The 23436-nt window shown below is 65.2% G+C and carries 18 protein-coding genes, 1 tRNA gene and 1 pseudogene; 10 read left to right on the plus strand and 10 right to left on the minus strand.

Annotation, left to right across the window (positions count from 1 at the left end):
- Positions 1–326: 326 nt before the first annotated feature.
- The 5 genes from BMY53_RS00245 to BMY53_RS00265 all read right to left on the minus strand — a co-directional run bounded on the left by BMY53_RS00245 (position 327) and on the right by BMY53_RS00265 (position 5977).
- Positions 327–578, minus strand: a complete 252-nt coding sequence (locus BMY53_RS00245) for a MoaD/ThiS family protein (RefSeq protein WP_092942255.1) — start codon at positions 576–578, stop codon at positions 327–329.
- A 116-nt stretch (positions 579–694) separates the two neighbouring features.
- Entirely contained in the window at positions 695–2002 is a 1308-nt protein-coding gene (gene glp / locus BMY53_RS00250; protein WP_404947839.1) for a molybdopterin molybdotransferase MoeA, read from the minus strand.
- Positions 1995–3404 (minus strand): threonine synthase, encoded by a 1410-nt coding sequence (thrC, locus tag BMY53_RS00255; protein WP_092942259.1) that lies wholly within the window; start codon positions 3402–3404, stop codon positions 1995–1997. Before thrC ends, glp begins: the two co-directional genes overlap by 8 nt.
- Positions 3404–4720: a homoserine dehydrogenase gene (locus BMY53_RS00260; protein WP_092942262.1), complete on the minus strand. Its 1317-nt coding sequence runs from the start codon at positions 4718–4720 to the stop codon at positions 3404–3406. The genes thrC and BMY53_RS00260 overlap by 1 nt, the downstream gene beginning before the upstream one ends.
- A 30-nt stretch (positions 4721–4750) precedes the next feature.
- Positions 4751–5977: a pyridoxal phosphate-dependent aminotransferase gene (locus BMY53_RS00265; protein WP_092942265.1), complete on the minus strand. Its 1227-nt coding sequence runs from the start codon at positions 5975–5977 to the stop codon at positions 4751–4753.
- Positions 5978–6074: 97 nt separating this feature from the next.
- Here BMY53_RS00265 and BMY53_RS00270 point away from each other — a divergent pair, with 97 nt between their 5' ends.
- The 3 genes from BMY53_RS00270 (at position 6075) to BMY53_RS00280 (ending at position 9356) form a co-directional block, all read left to right on the plus strand.
- Positions 6075–6449, plus strand: a complete 375-nt coding sequence (locus BMY53_RS00270; RefSeq protein ID WP_092942268.1) for an Mth938-like domain-containing protein — start codon at positions 6075–6077, stop codon at positions 6447–6449.
- A 313-nt stretch (positions 6450–6762) separates the two neighbouring features.
- Entirely contained in the window at positions 6763–7242 is a 480-nt protein-coding gene (locus tag BMY53_RS00275) for a peroxiredoxin (RefSeq protein WP_092942270.1), read from the plus strand.
- 377 nt (positions 7243–7619) lie between these two features.
- Positions 7620–9356 carry a PhoH family protein gene (locus tag BMY53_RS00280; RefSeq protein WP_092942273.1) on the plus strand — a complete coding sequence of 579 codons (1737 nt, stop codon included), beginning with the start codon at positions 7620–7622 and terminating at the stop codon, positions 9354–9356.
- Between the two features lie 143 nt (positions 9357–9499).
- Here BMY53_RS00280 and mdtD read toward each other — a convergent pair whose 3' ends face one another.
- On the minus strand, positions 9500–10996 hold the full coding sequence (gene mdtD / locus BMY53_RS00285) for a multidrug transporter subunit MdtD (RefSeq protein WP_092942276.1): 1497 nt from the start codon (positions 10994–10996) through the stop codon (positions 9500–9502).
- Between the two features lie 75 nt (positions 10997–11071).
- On the opposite strand from mdtD, the gene BMY53_RS00290 reads away from it, so the two are divergent.
- Positions 11072–11947 carry an HAD family hydrolase gene (locus BMY53_RS00290; protein ID WP_092942279.1) on the plus strand — a complete coding sequence of 292 codons (876 nt, stop codon included), beginning with the start codon at positions 11072–11074 and terminating at the stop codon, positions 11945–11947.
- On the opposite strand, the gene BMY53_RS00295 is transcribed toward BMY53_RS00290, so the two are convergent.
- Positions 11919–13826 (minus strand): propionate--CoA ligase, encoded by a 1908-nt coding sequence (locus tag BMY53_RS00295; protein WP_092942282.1) that lies wholly within the window; start codon positions 13824–13826, stop codon positions 11919–11921. The two genes, BMY53_RS00290 and BMY53_RS00295, sit on opposite strands and share 29 nt — an antisense overlap.
- A gap of 351 nt (positions 13827–14177) precedes the next feature.
- Between BMY53_RS00295 and BMY53_RS26780 the strand changes: the two genes are divergently transcribed.
- Complete coding sequence (locus BMY53_RS26780; protein ID WP_404947840.1) at positions 14178–15467, plus strand: C40 family peptidase; 1290 nt, start codon at positions 14178–14180, stop codon at positions 15465–15467.
- 62 nt (positions 15468–15529) lie between these two features.
- Here the strand turns inward: BMY53_RS26780 and BMY53_RS00305 are convergent, their stop codons facing one another.
- Positions 15530–16702: a hypothetical protein gene (locus BMY53_RS00305; RefSeq protein WP_092942285.1), complete on the minus strand. Its 1173-nt coding sequence runs from the start codon at positions 16700–16702 to the stop codon at positions 15530–15532.
- A gap of 86 nt (positions 16703–16788) precedes the next feature.
- On the opposite strand from BMY53_RS00305, the gene BMY53_RS25245 reads away from it, so the two are divergent.
- Both BMY53_RS25245 and BMY53_RS00315 read left to right on the plus strand, forming a co-directional pair.
- Entirely contained in the window at positions 16789–18660 is a 1872-nt protein-coding gene (locus BMY53_RS25245; protein WP_177200643.1) for a hypothetical protein, read from the plus strand.
- A 100-nt stretch (positions 18661–18760) separates the two neighbouring features.
- Positions 18761–18836: transfer RNA gene (locus BMY53_RS00315), tRNA-Ala, on the plus strand.
- Positions 18837–18953: 117 nt separating this feature from the next.
- Here the strand turns inward: BMY53_RS00315 and BMY53_RS00320 are convergent.
- Entirely contained in the window at positions 18954–20507 is a 1554-nt protein-coding gene (locus BMY53_RS00320; protein WP_092942288.1) for an IS3 family transposase, read from the minus strand.
- A gap of 98 nt (positions 20508–20605) precedes the next feature.
- On the opposite strand from BMY53_RS00320, the gene BMY53_RS00325 reads away from it, so the two are divergent.
- Together BMY53_RS00325 and BMY53_RS00330 are read left to right on the plus strand one after the other, a co-directional pair.
- Complete coding sequence (locus BMY53_RS00325; RefSeq protein ID WP_092942291.1) at positions 20606–20983, plus strand: VOC family protein; 378 nt, start codon at positions 20606–20608, stop codon at positions 20981–20983.
- Positions 20984–21091: 108 nt separating this feature from the next.
- Positions 21092–21283: pseudogene (locus BMY53_RS00330) on the plus strand (transposase); the annotation flags it as partial.
- A 59-nt stretch (positions 21284–21342) separates the two neighbouring features.
- On the opposite strand, the gene BMY53_RS00335 reads toward BMY53_RS00330, so the two are convergent.
- Entirely contained in the window at positions 21343–21921 is a 579-nt protein-coding gene (locus BMY53_RS00335; protein ID WP_092942294.1) for a plasmid pRiA4b ORF-3 family protein, read from the minus strand.
- A gap of 377 nt (positions 21922–22298) precedes the next feature.
- Here BMY53_RS00335 and BMY53_RS00340 point away from each other — a divergent pair, with 377 nt between their 5' ends.
- Positions 22299–23390, plus strand: coding sequence for a type VI secretion system protein TssA (locus tag BMY53_RS00340; RefSeq protein ID WP_092942297.1), 1092 nt, complete (start codon positions 22299–22301; stop codon positions 23388–23390).
- Positions 23391–23436 lie beyond the last annotated feature (46 nt).

Raw genomic sequence — 23436 nt, forward strand, 5'->3', positions numbered from 1 at the left:
CTTGGTAGCGGTACCAATCTCGTGTCCGCGCATTATCAAAGAGGCATCCCCCACATTGGTACCGGTATCATTCACGAATCGCACCGGGAGTGGGAAATTCCTCAAACGGGCGGGCGCGGTTCGCCCGTATGTCACCGATCCGTGCATGGTGCCGCGCTTTTATTCGCCCGACGAACCCACGATGTGGGAGACGCAGCTCTTGCTGAAGAGCTACGTGCAGCCCCGCTCAGCGATGGATCAGGTTGGCAAACCCCAGCACCATGACGGTCAGCGCCACGTTGGCCAGCTCGGCCGGCGGGCGTCGACCACTCCGTGCGGTCAGTCGATCAGCCACCAGTGACCGGCGGAAAAAACGCCACCTCCGCGCCATCGGGCACCAACGCGTCCTCACGGCTCATCACCTGGTTCAAGGCGCAGCGCACCGCTCGGCCGCGAGCCAACACCTCCGCATGTGCGCCGCCGGTCGCGATCAGGGCCTCCCGCAGCGCCCCCACCGTCAGCCCCGGCTGGAAGGCCACCTGCTCCTGTGGGCCCAGGGCCTCACGCAGGGAGGCGAAGTAACGCACGGTGATGGTCATGGCAGCGGCTTGGGAATCGGTGTGAGGACGGGTGTCAAACAGCGGGAGGATCGGGGAAGGAACTGGGGAAGAAATGGGGAGGAAATGGGGAGGAATGGGGATCGGAAACCGCGAGTTCAGAACAGATCGTTGAACGGCAGGAAGCGCAGCGGCTGCCCGAGTTCCACCGTGCTGCCAGGCGGCAGTTCGATCAGTCCGTCTGCCCATGCGGCTGAGCTCATCACGCCGGAGCTCTGGTTGCCGAACAGCGCCAGCCCCCCCTGGTCCGTCACACGGGCCCGCAGGAACTCGCGGCGCTTGTCGGCCTTCGCCCAGGTGAACTCAGCCGGCAGCTGATAGGCGCGGGGCGCCACGCGGGTGGCGCCTTGTAGCCGCATCAGCACCGGCCGTACGAACAGCAGGAAGGTGACGAAGCTGGACACCGGATTGCCGGGCAATCCGATGTACCAGGTCTTGCCCACTGGGCCGTTCGGGTCGTCCTGGCGGTGCACCTCGCCAAAGGCCAGCGGCTTGCCCGGCTTGATGGCGATCTGCCAGAGGTCCAGCCGCCCTTCCCGCTCCAACGCGGGCTTGAGGTGGTCCTCCTCGCCGACGGACACCCCGCCGGAGCTCAGGATCAGGTCGCTGTCCCGTGCGGCCTCACGCAGAGCGGCCCGGGTGGCGTCCAGCGAATCGGGCACGATGCCCAGGTCCCGCACCTCGCAACCCAGCGTCAACAGCAGCGCATGCAGGGTCGTGCGGTTGGAGTTGTAGATCTGGCCCGGGCCCAGCGGCTCGCCCGGCAGCACCAGCTCATCACCGGTGGAGAACAGCGCCACCCGTGGGCGCCGCGCCACCGACAGTTCAGCGGCGCCGGCCGTGGCGGCCAAACCGAGCGCGGCGGGATTCAGGCGGACACCAGCACGCAGAACGGTCTCGCCGAGCCGCAGGTCTTCACCCCGGCGACGGATGTGCTGGCCCAGCGGCACGTCCCCCGGCACCCGCACCTGCCCCAGCCCGCCTGCCGCATCGGCCACGGCCTCGCACTGCTCCTGCATCAGCACCGTATCCGCACCTTCCGGCACGGTGGCACCGGTGAAGATGCGGGCAGCGGTACCGGCCTGCAGCACCACCGGGACCGAGCCGGCCGGCACACGCTGGGACAGGGGAAGCTGAACCGCTGGCGCACCCGCCAGATCGGCGAGGCGCACGGCATAACCGTCCATCGCGCTGTTGTCGTACGGCGGAACATCCAGCGGCGACACCAGGTCAGCCGCCAGGATGCGCCCCAGCGCCAGCGGCGTGCTCACCCGCTCGGTCTCGCCCAGGGGCTGGACCTGCGACAGCAGGCGCTCAATCGCCTCCTCCATTGGCAGCATGGGCGACCGCTGGGGTGCGCTGGCTGCGGCGCTGGCGGGCGATGAGGACTTGGCGGAATCAGACATGGGCGATGACGAACTGCTTGACCTGCTCCACCGAGACCGGCATCACCTGCACCCGTTTGGGCCGGCTTTCCAGATCAGCCAGCGCAGCAGGCCGGGGCGGCACCAGGCCCAGCGCTTCCTGGATGGTGGCAGCAAACTTGGCGGGCAACGCCGTTTCCAGCACCAGCATGGGCACGCCCGGCTGGCGCTGTTCCAGCGCCACCTTCAGGCCATCGGCCGTATGGGTGTCGATCACCTGGCCATAACGCTGGTGGCAGCGCTGGATGGTGGCGACGCGGTCCGCATGGCTGCTGCGGCCCGAGCTGAAGCCAAAGCGTTCAGCCATGCGGGCTCGCTCGACCTCATTCAGTGCGAAAAAGCCCTGCGTCGTCAGTTCCTCACCGAAGAGCTGGCGCACGCGTGCGGCATCCCGGTCCAGCAGGTCGAACACAAAGCGCTCGAAGTTGCTGGCCTTGGAGATGTCCATCGACGGGCTGGAGGTCTCCAGCGTGTGGGCAGCGCCCCGCGGACGGTACACGCCGGTGCGGAAGAATTCGTCCAGCACGTCGTTCTCGTTGGTGGCCACCACCAGGCGCTCGATGGGCAGGCCCATCATGCGAGCCACATGGCCCGCACAGACGTTGCCGAAGTTGCCCGACGGCACGGTGAAGCTCACACGTTGGTCGTCACGCGTCGTCGCCTGGAACCAGGCGGCGAAGTAATACACCACCTGGGCCAACAGGCGGGCCCAGTTGATGGAGTTGACGGTACCGATGCGGTAGCGGCGCTTGAAGTCCAGGTCGTTGGAGACGGCCTTGACGATGTCCTGGCAGTCGTCAAACACCCCGGTGAGCGCCAGGTTGTGGATGTTGGCGTCCTGCAGGCTGAACATCTGGGCCTGCTGGAACGGGCTCATGCGCCCGTGCGGGCTGAGCATGAACACCTGGATGCCGGCCTTGCCACGCATGGCGTATTCCGCGGCACTGCCGGTGTCGCCGGAGGTGGCGCCAAGGATGTTGAGCGTTTCTCCGCGTCGGCCGAGTTCGTACTCGAACAGCTGGCCGAGCAGTTGCATGGCCATGTCCTTGAAGGCCAGGGTCGGCCCGTTGGACAGGGCCACCAGCGCCAGCCCCTCTTCCAGCGGCTTCAGCGGCGTGATCTGCGGCGTGCCGAAGACAGCTTCGGTGTACGTGCGCTTGACCAGCGCCTTCAGGTCATCGGCGGGGATGTCGTCAATGTAGAGCGAGAGGATTTCCACCGCCAGGTCGGCGTAGGAGAGACCTCGCCAGCGGGCCAGCGTGGCGGCGTCCACCTGGGGGTATTGCGTGGGCAGGTACAGCCCGCCATCGGGGGCCAGGCCCTCGAGCAGGATGTCGCAGAAGTGGCGTTCGGCGCGGTCGCCGCGCGTGCTGATGTACTTCATCAGGCCAACTCTTCCTTGCGCAGTTTCACGATCGGTGCCAGCACCGTCTCCAGCGCCTGCATCTGCGCCAGCGCCTTGGTCATGCGGCCTTCCTGGGTGTCGTGGGTCAGGATGATCAGGTCGGTCTGGCTCTCGCCCTCGGCGGACTCGCGCTGCAGCACCGCATCGATGCTGATCTGGTGCTCGGCCAGGATGGTGGTGATGCGCGACAGCACACCCGCCTGGTCCGCCACGCGCAGGCGCAGGTAGAACGCGGTCTGCACCTGGTCCATGGGCAGGATGGGCGTGTTGTTCATGGCCTCTGGCTGGAAGGCCAGGTGCGGCACGCGGTGGTCGGGGGCGGCGGTGGCCAGCCGGGTGATGTCCACCAGGTCGGCGATGACCGCGGAGGCAGTGGGCTCAGCACCCGCGCCCTTGCCGTAATACAGCGTCGTACCGACCGCGTCGGCCTGCACCAGCACCGCATTCATGGCGCCTTCCACATTGGCGATCAGGCGGTTGGCCGGGATCAGCGTGGGGTGCACACGCAACTCGATGCCGCCCACATCCTGGCGGCGGCGGGCCATACCCAGCAGCTTGATGCGGTAGCCCAGTTGCTCGGCGTACTTGATGTCGGTGGCCTGCAGCTGGGTGATGCCTTCCACATGGGCGCGCTCGAACTGCACCGGAATGCCAAAGGCGATCGCGCTCATGATGGTGGCCTTGTGGGCCGCGTCCACCCCTTCGATGTCGAAGGTCGGGTCGGCCTCGGCATAGCCCAGGCGCTGAGCCTCCTTCAATACGGTGGCGAAGTCCAGGCCCTTGCCACGCATCTCGGAGAGGATGAAGTTGGTGGTGCCGTTGATGATGCCGGCAATCCACTCGATGCGGTTGGCCGTCAGGCCTTCGCGCAGCGCCTTGATGATGGGGATGCCACCGGCCACGGCCGCCTCGAAGGCCACCATCACGCCCTTTTCACGGGCGGCGGCGAAGATCTCGCTGCCATGCACGGCCAGCAGCGCCTTGTTGGCGGTGACCACATGCTTGCCAGCGGCAATCGCCTCCAGCACCAGTGTGCGGGCCACGCCATAGCCACCGATCAGTTCGACCACGATGTCGATCTCGGGGTTGGCAATCACCTCGCGGGCGTCCGACACCACGGTGCAGGCATCGCCCACGACGCTGCGGGCACGTTCCACGTCCAGGTCAGCCACCATGGCGATCTCGATGCCGCGGCCAGCACGTCCCCGGATGTCTTCCTGGTTGCGGCGCAGCACCTGGAAGGTGCCGCCCCCGACGGTGCCAATGCCCAGCAGGCCCACTTTGATCGGATTCATGGTCAAGGTTCTTTCAAGAGGTCACATGAGTCAGCGGCTGTGGCGTTTTCGGTATTGCGCCAGGAACCGCTCGATGCGGCCGACTGCCTCACGGAGGTCATCCGTGTTGGGCAGGAAGACCAGTCGGAAGTGATCGGGGGACTTCCAGTTGAAGCCTGTCCCTTGAACGATCAGCACCTTTTCCTCGGCCAGCAGTTCGTAGGCGAACTGCTGGTCGTCCTCGATCGGGTAGATCTTGGGGTCCAGGCGGGGGAACATGTACAGCGCGGCCTTGGGCTTGACGACGCTCACCCCGGGAATCTGCGAAAGCAGTTCGTAGGCAAGGTCGCGCTGGCGCGCCAGACGGCCGCCCGGGGCCACCAGGTCCTTGATGGACTGGTAGCCGCCCAGGGCGGTCTGGATGGCGAGTTGGCCGGGCGTATTGGCACACAGGCGCATGGACGCCAGCATGTTCAGCCCGGTGATGTAGTCAGTGGCGTGGCGCTTGTCGCCGGAGACCACCATCCAGCCGGCCCGGTAACCGCAGGAGCGGTAGTTCTTGGACAGGCCATTGAAGGTCAGGGTCAGCACGTCATCGGACAACGAAGCGATGCTGGTGTGAACCTCGCCGTCATACAAGGTCTTGTCGTAGATCTCGTCGGCGAGGACGATCAGCTGATGCTGACGGGCAATCTCCACCAGGCCCTGCAGCAGGTCCTTGGGATAGAGCGCGCCGGTCGGGTTGTTGGGATTGATGACCACAATCGCCTTGGTGCGCGGCGTGATCTTGGCGCGGATGTCGTCCAGATCCGGATACCAGCCGTTCGACTCGTCGCAGATGTAGTGCACCGGCTGCCCACCGGACAGCGCCACGGCGGCGGTGTAGAGGGGGTAGTCCGGGGCGGGCAGAAGGACTTCGTCGCCGTTGTCCAGCAGCGCATTGAGCGCCATCACAATCAGCTCGGAGGCACCGTTGCCCAGGTAGACGTCATCCACCGAAACACCGGAGATGCCCTTTTCCTGGCAGTAGTGCACCACCGCCTTGCGCGGTGCGAACAGGCCCTTGGAGTCGGTATAACCGGCGGCGTCGGGCAGGTTGCGAATCATGTCCTGGACGATCTCGTCCGGGGGTTGCAGGCCGAACGCGGCGATATTGCCAATATTCAGCTTGATGATTTTCTGGCCCTCTTCCTCCATCTGGCGCGCCTTGTCCAGCACGGGTCCCCGGATGTCGTAACAGACATTGGCCAACTTGCTGGACTTGGTGACGGTCTTCAAGATTTCTCCAGGGGAAAATACGCTATCCCACGATTTGAACACAGGGTATCGAGCCCACACCGGCGGGCGGCCTGCGTCGCTGCCAAAATGAGCCTCAATGAAATTTCAACTCGACCAGCCGCAAGGCGGCAACAACATCTCCCGGCATGACGGCCAGAGCGTCTGGGTCAACGGCGTGGAACACCGGCGCAGCCTGCTGGTTCCATGGCAAGGCACGGTCGTGGAATGGACGCTGACGCGGTTTGAAGACCTGACCGCGGAACACTTCGAACGCATCCGGGCCCTGAAACCCGAGCTGGTCATCTTTGGCAGCGGCAGCCGGATCCGTTTTGCCCGCCCTCAGCTGTACCGTGCGCTGATTGATGCCCGCATCGGCATGGAAACCATGGACATCGGTGCCGCGTGCCGCACCTACAACGTGCTGGCCAGTGAAGGCCGGTCGGTCCTGGCGGCGCTGCTGATCGAAGCTTGACCCATTCGACGGGAATTCCAGGGGTGGCGGGATCCGGCGGCGTCTGTTGCCGCCCGCCTGTGCCGGATGCTGGCCGCCCGTGCCGCTTCTGCCCCTCCTGTGCCCATTGCTCCCCATCGCTGCCGCTTGCATTGGGCCGGCATGGAACTTGAATGCCGATCAAATGGGCTTGAAGGGTTGCCCCGGCGCGGCCTGAACGGGCTTCGCCCACGTCCGGTTGACCGCACATGCCCAGCATGGGCGATGGGCAACCCATTCAACGTATAATCATTGGCTATGCCCGCCCGGGCACCTTTCTCTCTGAATACGCCACATGACGCCAGCGCTCAACAAACCTCTTCCGGATATTGAAGCTCTTGCCACCGGAGGCGTGAAGTTCACCCCATCCGCATTCCATGGCCGCGCCGTGGTGCTGTACTTCTACCCGAAGGACAACACGCCCGGCTGCACCACGGAAGCCATGCAGTTCCGCGATCATCACAAGGAATTTGTGAAGGCCGGCGCCGTGGTGCTGGGTGTCTCGCGCGACAACATGGTTTCGCATGAGAAATTCAAGGAAAACCTTGAACTTCCGTTCGAGCTCATCGCCGACACGGAAGAAAAGCTGTGCCACATGTTTGGCGTGGTGAAGAACAAGATCATGTACGGCAAGAAGGTCAAGGGCATCGAACGCTCGACTTTCCTGATCGACGCCCAGGGCATTCTTCGCGAAGAATGGCGAGGCATCAAGGTGGCCGGCCATGTGGACGAAGTCCTCGCCGCCGTCAAGGCTCTCCAGAAGGAAGCAGCCTGATCTGACGCCGGGCAGCGTTTCCAGCCCCCTCGAAGATGGCTGGAACCAGTGTTCGAGTATCAGCGCCAGCCGGCCCCGGTATTGTCCGAGGCCGGCTTTCTTTTGGGCCACTGTTGTTTGCCGACCTCGTCACCGGGGACCGGGCACGACTTGTGCATAATCAACCGCATGCCCCTGTGCCTGACTGCAGAATTCCCAAGGACGAGCCGCCCCGCCCCAGGTGCGGCTTTTTGTCTTCTGGGCAGCAGTCTCGCGCCTGACCTTGGTCCGAATGAAGCCGCCGATACCTCCGGCCTCTTGCGCACCAACGGCCGCTGGGGCATGACTCCTGGTCCGCTCGGACCCAGGCTCTCCACGCTTGCCCCGCTCACTCGCACATGCCACTGCCCAAGCCACCGACCAAGCGCGCCAGCCGCCTAGATTCCGACGCTTTCGCCAACAATCTCCAGCCCAGCAAACGCCCCGCCGGTGCAGCAGCCTCGTCTGCCGCGCTGCCCCATGGGGCGTCCTCGGCCTTGCTTGCCCCACCCACCCCGGTCTCCCAGGCCGTGGCCGCTTCGCACGCCCCCGTGACGCAGCCGTCCCGTGCCAAGGCCGACAACACCGAGGCTCGCGGCGGCGGCAGCACGCCGTCGCTGGCACTGGTGCCGGCGGCGGACAAGACGCCCGCCCGCAAACCGGCGTCCAACCGGGCCCGTGCGCGCAAACCGGTGGGGGACCCCAAGCTGTTCGTGCTGGACACCAACGTGCTGATGCACGACCCGATGTCCTTGTTCCGCTTCGAGGAACACGACATCTACCTCCCCATGATCACCCTGGAGGAGCTGGACGGCCATAAGAAGGGCATGACGGAAGTCGCGCGCAATGTGCGCCAGGTCAGCCGTGAGCTGGACGCCTTGGCGGCCGCGCTCCAGTCCAGTTCCGTCGAGGAAATGTCCAAGGGGTTGGCGCTGAGCGAAACCGGCCACCGCGATGCGGGCGGCAAACTCTTCTTCCAGACCAGCCTGATTGACACTCCGCTGCCGCAAGGTTTGCCGCAAGGCAAGGCGGACAACCAGATTCTGGGCGTGGTCCAGGCCCTGAAGCAGCAGCAACCGGGCCGGGAAGTCGTGCTGGTGTCCAAGGACATCAACATGCGCATCAAGGCGCGTGCGCTGGGTCTCGCAGCGGAGGATTACCGCAACGACAAGACGCTGGAAGATTCCGACCTGCTCTACACCGGCGTGCAGCAACTGCCTGCCGACTTCTGGGAGCGACATGGCAAGACCATGGAGAGCTGGAACCAGGGTGGCACCACCTACTACCGCATCAGCGGTCCGCTGGTGCCCACGCTGCTGATCAACCAGTTGATCTACCTGGAGGCACCGGGCGCCGCGCCGCTGTATGCCAAGGTGCAGGAGATCACCGGCAAGACGGCGGTGCTGCGCACGCTGAAGGACTATGGCCACCAGAAGCAATCGGTCTGGGGTGTCACGGCCCGCAACCGGGAGCAGAACTTCGCCTTGAACCTGCTGATGGACCCGGACTGCGACTTCGTCACCCTCACCGGCTCTGCCGGCACCGGCAAGACACTGATGACCTTGGCGGCGGGCCTCTCCCAGGTGCTGGACGAGCGCCGCTACAGCGAAATCATCGTCACGCGGGTGACGGTGCCGGTGGGCGAGGACATTGGTTTCCTGCCCGGCACGGAAGAAGAAAAGATGGGCCCGTGGATGGGCGCTCTGGACGACAACCTGGAAGTGCTGGCGCGCGGCGACAGCACGGCCGGCGAGTGGGGGCGCGCGGCCACGAATGACCTGGTCCGCAGCAAGATCAAGATCAAGAGCCTGAACTTCATGCGCGGCCGCACCTTCCTGAACAAGTACGTGATCATTGACGAGGCCCAGAATCTGACACCCAAACAGATGAAGACCTTGATCACCCGCGCGGGCCCGGGCACCAAGATCGTCTGCCTGGGCAACCTGGCCCAGATTGACACCCCGTACCTGACCGAAGGCAGCTCCGGCCTCACCTACGCGGTGGACAAGTTCAAGGGCTGGGCCCACAGCGGGCATGTGACGCTGGCGCGTGGCGAGCGTTCGCGACTGGCGGACTTTGCTTCAGAAGTGCTGTAACGCGCAGCCCCACGTATCGACGCACCACCAACACCGCCTACGGGCGGTGTTTTTCGTCGACCATCGCTCGCGGCGAGGCGCTCCATGTCCAGCTCGGCGGCTGCCTGGCTGCCTGCCTGGCTGGCTGGCTGGCTCGTGAAGCCCTACTCGCTCAACTTCGACTCCGCGCTCTCCTGCGCCGTGCCCTCATCCAGGCGCAGCTGATTGAAAATGAATGCGGCCACGGCCGCCATCGCCCCCAGCGCCAGGAAGGTCGCGTGGAACGCTGGCACCATCGCCGGCCCGTCCGTGCGCGCCACCCCTTGCGAGAACAGCAGCAGGAAGGCGCTCGACGTGGCCACGCCCAGGCTCATCGACAGCTGCATCACCACCGCCAGCAGGCTGTTGCCGCTGCTGGCGGTCCGTTCATCCAGGTCGCCCAGGGTCAGCGTATTCATGGCCGTGAACTGCATGCTGTTCACCATCCCGAAGATCCCCAGATGGATCGCCAGCCACACATGGCCGACCCCACGCGGGATCAGCGCAAAGCTCGCGATCAGCGCGCCAAGCAGCAGCGTATTGACGATCAGCACCCGCCGATAGCCGCCCCAGCGGATCAGCCGGATGGCCAGTGTCTTGGTGAACATCGCGCCCAGCACCGACGGGATCATCGACAGCCCCGCCTCGCTCGGCGAAAACCCCAGCCCCAGTTGCAGGAACAACGGCGTCAGGAATGGGGTCGCGCCACTGCCCAGCCGCGCGAAGATATTCCCCAGCAGGCCGATCCGGAACGTCGGCACCGCAAACAGCGCTGGCGTGAAGAGCGGCGCCTCCGTGCGGCTGGCCTGCAGCCAGTAGGTCATCATGCAGGCCACCCCGGCCACCAGCATCACCAGGCAGATGGCCACGCTCACCACGTGTTCCCCAAACCCCTGCAGCGCCAGCGACATCAGCATCAACCCGAAGCTGAACAACGCATACCCGCTCCAGTCGAAACGCTGCCGCCCCGCGCCCTTGAGCTGCGGCATATAGCGCCTGCACGCCATCGCGCCCACCAGCCCCACGGGGAGGTTGATCAGGAAGATCCAGTGCCAGCTGGCGTACTGCGTGAGCACCCCGCCCAGCGTCGGCCCCATCAACGGCCCGACCAGGCCCGGCAGACTGATGAAGGTCATCACCCGCAGGAACTCCGCCTTCGGGAAGGCCTTTAATGCCACCAGCCGCCCGACCGGCACCAGCAAGGCCCCACCCAGCCCCTGCACCACCCGGGCCAACACCAGCACCTGGAGGCTGGGCGCCAACGCGCACAACAGCGAGCCGCCAGTGAACAGCCCGATGGCCCACAGGAAGACGCTGCGGGTGCCGAAGCGGTCCGCCAGCCAGCCGGAGGCCGGGATCAGCAGCGCCACCGTCAGCAAGTAGGCCACCACCGCGGACTGCATGCGCAACGGGTTTTCGCCCAGGTCCCGCGCCATGCCCGGCAAGGCGGTGTTCAGGATGGTCGTGTCCAGCGTCTGCATGAAGAACGCCAGCGCCACCACCCAGGGCAGGTAGCGGTGCGTGGCGGCGTCCAGCACCGGGCGGCCGGTCAAGGGGTGCAGCGGCGTGGTGTCGCTGGAAGAGGACGCGGATGCGGGGGAGGAAGATGGCACTTCTGGCATGGAGCAAGTATCCGATGCCCGAACGTCGGCGTAGGATGCAGAGCGCGCGGCTGTTCGCTGAACCTACCGGAATCTATGCGCTTCTACGTCTCTGACCTGGACGGCACCCTGCTCGACCCCCAGGCCCGCCTTTCCTCCGCCACCCGCGACGGCCTGGTCGAATTGCTCCACGAGGGCCTGGCCTTCACCGTGGCCAGCGCCCGGCACGTGATGTCCATCGCCCGCATCCTGCAGGGTTTGCCCATCAGCCTGCCGGTGGTGTCATCCAACGGCGCCTACATCAGCGACCTGCGCACCGGCCAGCACGAACTGGTCAACGCGATGGACCCGGCCACCGGCCAGGCGATCTTTGCCTTGACGCGGCGGCTCGGGCTCATGCCCTTCATTGCCACCCATGGCCCCAAGGGCGACCAGTTGTTCTGGCAGGAGGTGCACAACGAAGGGCAACAGCGCTTCGTGACCGAACGCCAGCTCAACGCGGACCCGCGCCTGCGCCAGGTGGACCGCCTGCAGGACCAGTTGCACGACCCGCTGGTCACCCTGCTGGTCGTGGACCGTGCCGAGCCGCTGGCCGCCTTGCAGGCCGAGATCCACGCCCTGTGCGGTGACCGGGTCACCACCCACCTGGCCGAGGACATCTACCTGCGCGGCTGGCCCTGGCTCAATGTGCATGACCGCAGCGCCAGCAAGGACCAGGCCATCGCCACCCTCGCCCAGCGCTATCAGCTGCATGACCGTGAACTGGTGGTCTTCGGCGATCAGGTCAACGACCTCACCATGCTGCGGGCCGCCCACCATGCGGTGGCCGTCTCCAATGCCAGCGACGACGTCAAGCAGGCGGCGCACCGCATCATTGGCGCCCATCACGAAGATGCCGTGCTGCACTTCATCCGCGAGGACTGGCGCGGCCTGCGCCCGGTGATCAGCGGTCTGCCAACAGCAGCGCCCTGACCTGCTCCAGCGACGTCGGGTCTTCGATGGTGCTGAGATCGCCGGTCTCGCGGCCTTCCGCCACCGCCTGCAGCGCGCGGCGCAGCAGCTTGCCGGAGCGTGTCTTGGGCAAGGCCGTCACCAGCCGCACCCGGGCCGGGCGAGCCACGGCCCCCAGTTCGCCATCGACCTTCTTCATGATCTCACCCTCCAGCGCGAGCGCCAGTGACGGCGTGGCCGCACGCGCCGGATCCCGCAGCACCACAAAGGCCAGGGCCACCTGGCCCTTCAACGCGTCGGCCACCCCCACCACCGCCACTTCGGCCACGGCGGCATGGCCGGCAATGCACTCCTCGATCTCGCGCGTGCCCAGGCGGTGGCCGGCCACATTGATCACGTCGTCGCTGCGGCCGAGGATGAAGTAATAGCCCTGCTCATCCCGCATGGCCCAATCAAAGGTGGAATAGACCTGGCGGCCGGGCACACTGGACCAATAGGTACGCACAAAACGCTCATCATCGCGCCACACGGTCTGCATGCAGCCGGGCGGCAACGGCCCCTCGATGACCAGCAGGCCCTTGCGGTGGGCCCCCTCCAGCACGTCCCCGGTCTGCTCATCCACCAGCTGGACGCGATAGCCGTACATGGGCACGCCGGGCGACCCCCACCGGGGTTCGATGGGCGCCACGCCCCGCGCCAGCGTCAGGATGGGCCAGCCGGTCTCCGTCTGCCAGTAGTTGTCGATGATGGGTTTGCCCAGCCCCTCGGCGATCCAGCGCGCCGTGGGTTCGTCCAGCGGCTCGCCCGCCAGGAACAGTGCGCGCAGGCTGCTGAGGTTGTGGCGGGTGAGGAAGGCTGGATCCTGCTTTTTGAGCACGCGCACAGCCGTTGGTGCGCTGAACATCAGCGTCACCTGATGGCGTTGGACCAGGCGCCACCACACACCGGCATCCGGGCGCGTGGGCAGCCCCTCATACATCAGCGTCGCCATGCCGGCGATCAAGGGGCCATAGACGATGTAGCTGTGGCCCACCACCCAGCCAATATCGCTGGTGGAAAAGAAGGTCTCCCCTGGCCGGCCGTCAAAGATATGCCGCATGCTGGCGGCCAGCGCCACGGCGTAACCGCCAATGTCCCGCTGCACGCCCTTGGGCCGACCGGTGGTGCCGCTGGTGTAGAGCGTGTAGCTGGGGGCGTCCGCGGGCATCCAGACACACGGCACCTCCTCGTGCAGGTGGGCCTGGCGCAGGGGTTCGTAGTCAAGGTCCCGACCGGGCTCGCGATGAAAGTCGCTCAGGCCCCGGTCCACCATCAGCACACAGCGGGGTGGAGATTTGGCGAGCCGCAGGGCCTCATCCAGCAGCGGCTTGTAGGGCACCACCTTGCCTCCCCGGCTGCCCGCATCAGCGCTCACGATCACCATCGGTTGAGCGTCGTCGATGCGATTGGCCAGCGCATGGCTCGCAAACCCGCCGAACACCACCGAATGGATCGCGCCCAACCGTGCGCAGGCCAGCATCGCGAAGGCGGCCTGCGGAATCATCGGCATGTAGAGCAGCACCCGGTCGCCAGGGCCCACGCCTTGCGCGCGCAGCACGGCGGCCATGGCCTGCACCTCGCGCCGGAGATCGGCAAAGGTGTAGATCTCCTCGCGGTCCACCTCGCTGGAGGACCAGATGAGGGCGGTGGCGTCCGGGCGCATCGCCGCATGCCGGTCTACCGCGTTGTGGCAGAGGTTGGTGGTACCGCCGACGAACCACCGCACAAAGGGCGGGTGGCTGGCGTCGCAGACCTGCTGGAAGGGTTGGCCCCAATCGATCAGCTCGGCTTGCTCAGACCAAAAGCCTTCAGGGTCGCTGAGCGAACGGTCGTAGAACGCCTGATAGCGGGTCGCTGTCATTGGGGGTCTCCATGGGGGCACTCTGCGCGGCGCCGTGGGCTGATTTCACGCACAGCGTCTGACGGGACACTGACCCGACCACCGAACTACCGGCCCGCACAGGCCACATACCCCGTAACGCAGGTCTTGACGTGCTGTTCACGCCCGCGAAAAACGCACGCGAACTCACCAACGGAAACTTCTGCAAACAGCTTTTGTCATGACCTGTATGGTTCAATCCGGGTTTTCCGGGGAGAGGTGTGGCCGCAAGGGCCAGGGCTTTCCCCAAGCCAGGCTCGGACCCCGGGCAATCCCCAAGGTCCAACGCTTGACCGGCGTGGAACTGCTTCCTAAGCTCCGCGCCCAATACCGATGAGAACTGTCCGCCCCACCTCTTCTGCTCCTCACCGCAAAAAAGTCCAGCGCGCCACGGCCGCATTGGGGCTGCTTTGCGCCTTGACGGCCGGTAGCTGCTGGGCTCAGCAGTCCGCGCAGGCAAGCCCGGCAGCGCAGGCGTCCAAGCCCGCTGCGGCGGCCCAGAGCAAGTCCTCTGGCAAGCAGGCGGCCAAAGAGACAGCCAAGGCCCCCGCCAAGGTGGCGAAGAGCGCACAAGCCAAACGCGACGCATCGGTCAAGAACAAGTCCACCAGCAAGGCCAAGGGCGACAAGGCTGACAAGGCCGAATCCGCTGCCGCGCACGAGGACAAAACGGACGCCAAGCTGGCGGACGTGAAGAGCCAGGACAAGACGGCCGACAAGGCCAGTGACAAGGCGGAGGTCAGGACCGTTGAAGCCAGGCGCGCGGACAACCGTGCACCGGTGGCCAAGGTCGCTGACACCGCCCCGCCCGCCGGCATCATGATGGGCGCCTATGGCCAGAGCCTGATGCGCACGGCGAGTGTGAACAGCGCAGCCGGCAACAGCGGCACCCCCAGCACGATGCCCCCCTCCACGGGCACAGCCCTGACGGCCCAGGCGGGCAACCTCGCCGCAGCCGCCGCGCCAGTGGTGGCCTCTGTGGCCCAGAACAATTCGGCAGGGGCGCCCAGCATCACGGCTGCCAACACCGTCGCGGCGCCTGTAGTGCCCGCCCTCCCCGCCACCGCCACCGCCATGATGGGCGCGGCCGGTCCCGTGGGTGGCAGTGATTCAGTTTCCCGCTTCCTGCAGCAGCGTGGCATCGTGGCCCAAGCTCAGGCGCAAACCCAGGCTGAGAACGCCGCGATCGCCGGCAATCCCAGTCTGCTGAACGAAGTGCGGGACCGGGCATCGAACCTGGTTCTCTCGGCCATGAACTTCCTGGGCGTGCCTTATCGCCGGGGTGGTAACTCGGTCAGCAACGGCTTTGACTGCAGCGGCTTCACTCGCCACATCTTCGAGATGAGCGTGGGCCTGGTGCTGCCGCGCCGTGCGGATGAGCAAGCCAAGATGTCCGCACTGGTCTCGATCAAGAAGGAAGACCTCAAGCCGGGCGACCTGGTCTTCTTCAACACCATGCGGGCCACGTTCTCGCACGTGGGCATCTACGTGGGTGAAGGCAAGTTCATCCACTCCCCACGCGCTGGCGGTGCCGTGCGCGTGGAGGACATGCGCGAGGCCTATTGGGCCAAGCGCTTCACCGGCGCCCGCCGTGCCGACCTGACCCAGGCCCCCAACACCTGACGCGTCAGCGCTGCCTGCCCCGCGTTGGCTGCAGGCCCTCCCGAGGAGATGCTTCAGGTGCTTCAGGCGATTTGCTGGGCGTTGGACACGATGTCCTGAATGGGCCCGGCCACCTTCTCCAGCAGGCCAGAGGCGCTCTTGACCTTGGTCAAGGCCTGCACCAGCCGGGGCATGGTCTTGATGACGGCTGCCGGATCGGAGGCCTGAGCTGCGGTCTTGGCTTCCTTGGCACTCGCACGCACCTCGTCAATGTCCTTCATGGCCTTGAGCACCCCGTCGAGTGACTTCTGCGTGGCCAGTATCCGGGCCTCCAGCTTGTCGGCTTCCGGGGTGCCCGCCTTGGCCTTGGCCAGGGTGTCCGCCATGTCCTGCAGGGACTTGATCTGCTTGAGCGTTGTGTCGCGCGTGACCGCCACGAACTTGTCCAACTGGCCGACATGCTTGTCCAGTGAATTGAGGTCGGTCGACATATAGGCCGCAAAGGCTTTGACCCGGTCGAATTTGTCAGCCGTTTTTTGCTGCGCCGCCGAGATGGCCGCATTGGCCTTGATGATGGCCTTGATGTCCTCCTCGGCCGCGGCGATGGTATTGGCCAGCACGTTGCAGTTGCTCCGGATCTCGGTGACAGAGCTGTGCAGGGCCTTGCCCGCCGCGACGATGGCACCGATGACTGCCGGCGCGAGCGCGCCCATGCTCAGGACACTGGCGGCGATTCCCAGCGCCGTGGCGGTCAGGGTGAACAGCACCGCGATACCGATCTTCACACCGATCTTGGCCTTGGCCTTGGTGATCTTGAGGTCCATGGCCTTGATCGAGTCGGCGTAGGCCTCGTCATAAGCTTTCTGGGCCAGTTTGCTGGCCATGTCGACCCAGGTCTTGCACTTGCTGGTCAGCAGCGCATTGGCCTTGTCCACGATGTCCTCCATCAGCTTTTTCGGATCTCCCTTGAGGTCCTTTTGCTCGCCTACCAGCAGCAGCGCGTCCTCAGTGGTGTCCATCGTCTTTTGCATGTCACCGAACCAGCCGTTGCTCATCTTGTTGAACTCGGGCGTGAAGCGCTTCTCGAAGGCCTGCTCGAAGGCCTTGAACTGCTTGTCCGGCATCTCCTTGACATCGGACGTGTCGAAGCCGATGTTGACGGTGATCTCCGGTTGCTTGAGCAGCTTCTTCCTCGCGACAACGGGCACCTTCCATGCGGGCTCGTTAATCACAACACCATCTTTGAGGCCAGCCATATCGGATCTCCAATCATTGTGTGCAAGGACCGATTGGTGCTGATCCAGATCAAATGGTTCGCCGAACCGCATCACGTGCAGGCGAGGTGACGTTCCCGGCTATGCTGCGCCTGGAGCGACTCCTGACCGCCTCAGCCACCTTGTCTGCCGTCTTCGCCTCGCCCGTTCATCCGCCGCGCACCCCCAACCATCTGGGCCCTGCCCTGTTGCTGGCGGCGCTGCTGCATGTGCTGGTGGTGCTGATGGTCGGCAATTCGCCCGGGGGCTCTGCGCGGCCTGGCGAGGGGGTGTGGGGGGCGATCAGTGTCAGGCTGCAGGGAGACCGCTTCGAGCAGGGGTCTGGGGAGCCCGCAGTGATCCTGCCGGAGCGTGGCCCGATTGGCACAGCGCGGGAGCAGCGCTATGGCGGCGCCGTGCGGCCGGACCCGGCCCAACAGGAGCGCGGGCCTGGCGCGGCCCGCCAGGGCCAATGGCGGCAGACACCTGGCGAGAAGCTGTCGGGTGACGAAGAGCCGCCGACACGGCCTGCGCCCAGCACGGCAGCACCAGCACCAGCACCAGCACCAGCACCAGCACCAGCACCAGCACCAGCACCAGCACCAGCACCAGCACCAGCAACAGCAACAGCGACGCGCGAACAGCCCGCGCAAGCGCCTGCCGCACCGTCGCCACCGCCACCACCAGTGACGGTGGCGCCCCCGCCCTTGCCCGCGCCTCCTGCGCCGCCGACGCCCGCCCCAGCGCCCCGGGTGCAGGGGCCGGCCAATGAAGCCACGCCTTCCGCCGCCCAGTCGCCCTCACCGGAACCAGCGGCGCCGCGCGCCACCTTGTCGCTCCCTGCGGACAGCTTGGCGCCAGTGGGCCAGATCACCCCTTCACGGGAAGCGGCGCAGCGGCTTCCCACGCCACGGCCCGATGCACCTTTGCAGGCGCCACCAGCCTTGCGTCTGCCCGAGCCTGCCCGACCGACGTTGAGCGAGAGCGCCAGTTCGCTGCGCCGCATCGAGCGGCCGCCACCGGCAGGCACAGCCGCCGACCGGCGACTGCCGGCAGAGCCAGAGGGACCGATGCAGGCGCCCCCCGCGCTGCAATTGCCGGAGCCCGAGCGGCCGACCTTGAGTGAATCACCGAGCGCGCCCACGGTGCGACGCATTGAGCGGCAACCGCTTCCGGCCGCTCGACGCCCGCCGGTGGCGGCTGAGGTGCCGTTGCAAACGCCGTCAGCGCTTCAATTGCCGGAGCCCGCGCACCCCACACTGACTGAGAGCCCGGCGACCGTGAGGCGGCTGGAGCGCACCCCTTCGGAACGGGCCAACGTCACACCGCCACCTGTGCCGGCGGCTTTGACGACGCCGCCTCAGTTGCCTCCGCTGGCGCCGGCCCTGCCGCAGTCGCCGACCGTGGCGCCGACGCAGCCCTCTGTGCCTGCACCGACGCCGGTGCCGGCTCAGGCACCTGTGCCTGCAACAACGCCAGCACCAACGTCCACGACGACGTCCACCGCTGCACCGCCCTCTACCACCACCACGCCGCCAACCCCATCGGCGGCTCGGACCGCGCCAGCACTCGCGCCTACGCAAACGTCACCTACCCCTTCAAACCGCATCTCGCTGGACGGGTCTAGCGTGCCGAGCACCACACAGCCCAGCGTCGGCGCTCCGGATGCGGGCTCGCGTACCGGGCAGGACGTCGCCACACCGGCCTCGACGCCCCCCAACGCGCCCAATCGCCTCGATCTGACGCCCCGTCCTCAGCGTGGTCCCGCCCTACCCCGTGGCAACGCCTACGGTGTCATTCAAGCGGTCCCGACGCCTCCGGAACCGCAGGACAAGAAGCTTGCTGAGCAGCTCAAACGGGCCGGTCAGCAAGACTGCCGCAAGGCGTATGCCGACCAAGGACTGGTGGCGGTGGTCCCATTGATTCGGGATGCTGCGCGGGACAAAGGGTGCCGCTGGTAAAAGACGAAAACGCGCTGCGCGCATCTCGCCGCAACAGGCCCCTGACCAGAGGTTTCGTCAAGGCGGAAGCGAAATCTACTCTGCTATAGTGAATTTCGTTGGGGGGGTAGCTCAGCTGGGAGAGCGTCGCGTTCGCAATGCGAAGGTCGGGAGTTCGATCCTCCTCCTCTCCACCAACCGAATTTCAGTCCGTCTCCTCTTGGAGCATCGGTAGCCTGGGACTGACACAGACGGCCTGTGTACTTGGACTGTGTCACACGACATGTTCCACAGTCATAGGCCGTTGTGCTTTCCTAACCCATCGCCCAATGGGCGGTCATTGATGCGGCGATGCCCAAGCGCCGACGATGCTGGGCAGGACTGAGAAAGCCCAGTGAGCTCTTGATCCGAGCCTCGTTGTACCAGCGGATGTAGGCGTCCACCGCCACCACGAACTCATCGATGTTCGTCGATAGCCAGTCGCGGGCGAAGAACATCTCGGTCTTCAGACGACCAAAGAATCCCTCGCATGCTGCGTTGTCCGGCGAGCATCCTTTGCGTGACATCGAGCGGACCAGCTTGGCGTCGGCGATTCGAGCCAGCCAGCCCGGCCACCGATAGTGACCGCCACGATCGGAATGCACCAAGGGCCGTTCGCCGCTGGTTGCGACCTTGTCGATGGCAGCGTCCAGCATCGTGTTTACCAACTCGGCGTTAGGCCGGGTGCCGATCGACCAGCTCACCACCATCCCGTCGAAGCAATCGATCATGGGCGACAGGTACACCTTGCCAGCCGGGATCTGGAACTCCGTTATGTCGGTGGGCCACTTCTCGTTCGGCGCACCGGCGCTGAAATCTCGGTTCAGCACGTTGTCGGGCGCTGGACTGATCTCGCCCATATAGGAGCCGTACCGGCGGCGTTTGCTCGTCGCAGCGATCAGGCATTCCTGTTTCATGAGGCGGCGCACGACCTTCTCCGAGACCTTCACGCACTGGTCGCTCAGCGACGCGTGGAGTCGCCGGTAGCCGTAGCAGCGGTAGTTGCGCTCGAAGATGTTGGCCATGGCCTGACGCACGTCGGCGTACTTGTCGGCCACCTCGAGCCGGGCCCGATGGTAGAAGTAGGAACTGCGCGGCAGGTTCAATTCGTACAGCAGTTCCGTCACCGTGTAGGTCGACTTCAGGGCATCAACCATCAGCGTCTTCTCCCGGTTCGTCAGGGGCTGCTGATCGATGCCCAGCTCTTTTTTTAAGAGTTCATTCGCCTTCTTCAGCAGGTCCTTCTCAAGCTGCAGTCGCCTGATGTCCTGGCGCAGCGTCTCGACTTGCTGTACCAGGTCCGCTCGGTCAGAACTTGCAGGGGCGTCTTGCTTGCGCTTCATGGATGCGGGTGCGTCGTCGCCGAGCAATTGATTCTTCCCCTTGTACAGCGAGCCCCGCGACACGCCAACCTCGTCTGCTACCGCCTGCGCGCTGGCTGGGCGCGTGCAGAGGGCAATCACAGCAGACTGCTTGGCCTCGGGCGCCAGCTCCTGCGTTCGACCGACGACGCGCGTGGTCCGCGGTTGCAACTCTTGAAGCCAGGCCAACAGCAATGACCTGCAGGGATAGCCCAGTGACTTGATCGTCGCAGCGATGCACTTGCCGTGCTCGAGGTAGTGCTCGACAGCCCGTTCCTTCTGGGCCTGGGAAAACTTCGCCGGCCGCGTGTAGCCAGAGCGCAGCTCGTGACGCTGCTCAAACTCGTGGTACCAAGTCTTGAGCGCGTTCTTCGTCGGATATCCAAGCTGCCGGATGGTCAAGCCGATGCGCTTGCCCAGCTTGATGTACAGCTGCACGGCTCGAAGCCGGTCCTCGTATGAGTACATGAACTACCTCCAGGTAGTCCAAGAAATCGTCCGCACCCCCCTGTCAAAGTTCGCAGTCAGACTTGCACCAAGTCGGTCATGGCATAACAATCTCGACCATGCTTCATTCACATGGAATCGCCCACGTCGGGCTTCGCGTTGCCGACCTGACCCTCGTCTCCAACTTTTATGAGCTACAGGTCGGCCTCGAAGCACTCGAGAAGCACGACGGGTGTCACATCTTCAGCATTGGCGGCGGAGCGCTCCTCGAAATCTGGTCCGGCGGCATTGCCTCCTCCACAAAGAAGACGCCGGCGCAGCAATCCAGCCGTTTTTCATTCGCCGTGGGCCGACTTGAGCCCGCCATGGCGTGGCTCCTTCAGCAGGGCGTTCGGCCCAGCAGTGAGATTGGTGACTACTTGGGAACCCGCTGGGTCCATTACCAGGACCCTGAAGGGAACACCTTTGGTGTTGTCGACAAGAACGGCACCAAATAGCGGCAAAAGGGGGCCATCGGCGTGGAACGACCGACGCTCATACTGACCTGCCCGGTTTCTCCGAGACATTGATTTCCAGAGAAGATGGCTCCATCCCAAGAGGAGCCCATGAGAAAGAGTCGATTCACGGAAGAGCAGATGGTGGCGATCCTGCGCGAGGCAGACCGCACCACGGTGGCCGAGGCGGCCAAGAAGCACAAGGTCAGCGAGCCCACGATCTACGCTTGGCGTAAGCACTTCGGCCAGTTGGAAGTCTCTGACGTCAAACGCCTGAAGGCCCTGAATCAACCCGGGTTTCGCGGAGGCTCAACACTCTGCCTCTGGGGCCTTTGTCTTTCAAGGGCGTATTCCGACCGGTCTCAGCGCAACTTACGGATCGCCATGTTGGCGGCGTTCACGCTGAAACCCGTCGGATCGAAGGGTCCGCCCCACCAGCGCCAATAGTTGAGGTGTTGCTCATGCACCGGGTTGCGCATGGCCTCCAGGAAGTCCATGTAGCCCGGTGGCCCGCCCACGTCTTCCGGTGGGCAGGCGTTCTCGCCCGCCAAACACATGGCCCAGTTGTTGCGGCCTTCTTTCACAGGCAGGCGCTCCTCGACTGCAATGTGATGCTCCCAGCCGTCCCCGAAGTCGTAGCTGTAGGTGAAGCTCTGCACTTGCTCGCCCAGTACCGCGCCAACGGTGAACTTGCGGTCTTCAAGCACATCGCTGTTGCCCCAATCGTCATTCTGCACGCCATATCGCCGCTGCTCGATCAGCCACTCGTGCAGATGGCTGTTGGTCCAGCCCATGGCCGCCTGTACCAGGCGGTCCAGCTTGGCGAGCTTGATGGTGTCCGGCACAAGGATGCGCCGCCAGATCAACGGCTTGATGTGCTGCAGTTCGATACGCAGCTGATAGACGAACTGGGGGCTGGTGCGCTTGATCCTGGTGCTCATTCGCCAAGTGTCGCAGCACAACTGAGCGGGCGCTCGTCTGCGGCCCGGGGATCTCCGACACTGACGCGCCAGCGCATCAGAACCGGCTTCCTGCAGGGCACCACAACTCGAAGCATTGAGAAATCACAACCTCAATGGACAACCCACCGACGGCGCACCCATACACATTGAGCAACTTGTTTAAGGCCTCCACTCTCCGATTAATGGCAGAAGCCTACTGACATGCATTGCGGCGGTGGCGCCGCGTCTCGATCGACCGGCCCGCAAGTCAATTTCTGAAGCGTCAATTCCAAGAATTAGGTAGCAGACGCGGGTCAGGCCAACTTCCAAAGCCGTCGATAAATTGAAGCCAATGTTCCCCTTGCGCTTCAATTCCGATGGACGCCCTCGATGTCACCGCCTGGCTCGCCCCGCTGGACGATTCGTCTCCTTGCGGCCCCGACCTCTCCTTTACGCCGGGCTTCCTGGCCTTGCAACGCAGTCTCGCCGGCCGGCCGGAATCCCAGTTTGCTGCCGGGGAACCGCCGTCCTGGCCGGAGGTCCTGCAGCAATCGGCGGCGCTCATGGCGCAGTCAAGAGACCTCCGCGTGGCGCTGGCTTGGTCGCGCGCCAGCATCCGTCTGCAAGGACTCAGCGCTCTGCCGGTCGCTCTGGAGTTGATCAGTGAATGGCTGCACCGCTTCTGGGACGAGCTCCATCCCCGCCCCGAGGTCGACCCGGATGCCCCGGACGCAACGCCGGACCCCTATGCGCGCCTCGGGCTGTTGTCCACCATGGACCAGCCGGCCGGCCTGCTCGGCGACCTCCGCGACGCCTCATTGTGGCGTGACCGCCCCCTCGCCGCGCTGCGCATCGGCGACATCGAAAAGGCCCTGAACGAGACGCCCCTGCCAGCGGACGACTCCGCGCCCGCGCCATCCATTTCCCTCATTCAAGGCCTATGGAATGAGTGCTCGCCAGAGCGGCAAGACGATGTCAGGGCCGCCGTGCTGCGCGCCCTCACCGCCATCGGTCGCATTCATGCGGCGCTCTCCCTGCACGTCGAGTCGGTCGCCTTGCGTCAGACCGATGCACTGGAGGGTGCGTTCGAAACACCACGGCTGATGCGCCTGCTGACGCAGCTGCAATCTGCTCTGGCGGACCCACTGCGCGAAGGTACCGAGGTCTCCGCAGCAGCCATGCCGCCCGCGCAAGGCCCGGCAGCGCAGACAACCCTGGCGGCCCCTGCCGCCTTCCACATAGCGGCCCTCAACAGCCGGGCCGATGTGATCCGGGCCTTGCAGGCGGTGCGCCGCTACCTGGAACAGACCGAGCCCTCTCATCCCGCCCAGTGGCTGCTCCTGCGTGCCGAACGGCTGATGGACAAAACATTCCTTGAATTAATTCGCGAGTTGGCGCCGGAAGCCGCCGAATCAGTCGCACGCACCCTTGGCCTGAGCACGGACGGCGTGCTCCCAGAACCGGCCTGATCCCCATCCGCACACAGCCGCGCCCCATCAACCTTCCGCAAAGCCC

Source organism: Roseateles sp. YR242 (genome assembly GCF_900109745.1).
Classification (GTDB): domain Bacteria; phylum Pseudomonadota; class Gammaproteobacteria; order Burkholderiales; family Burkholderiaceae_C; genus Roseateles.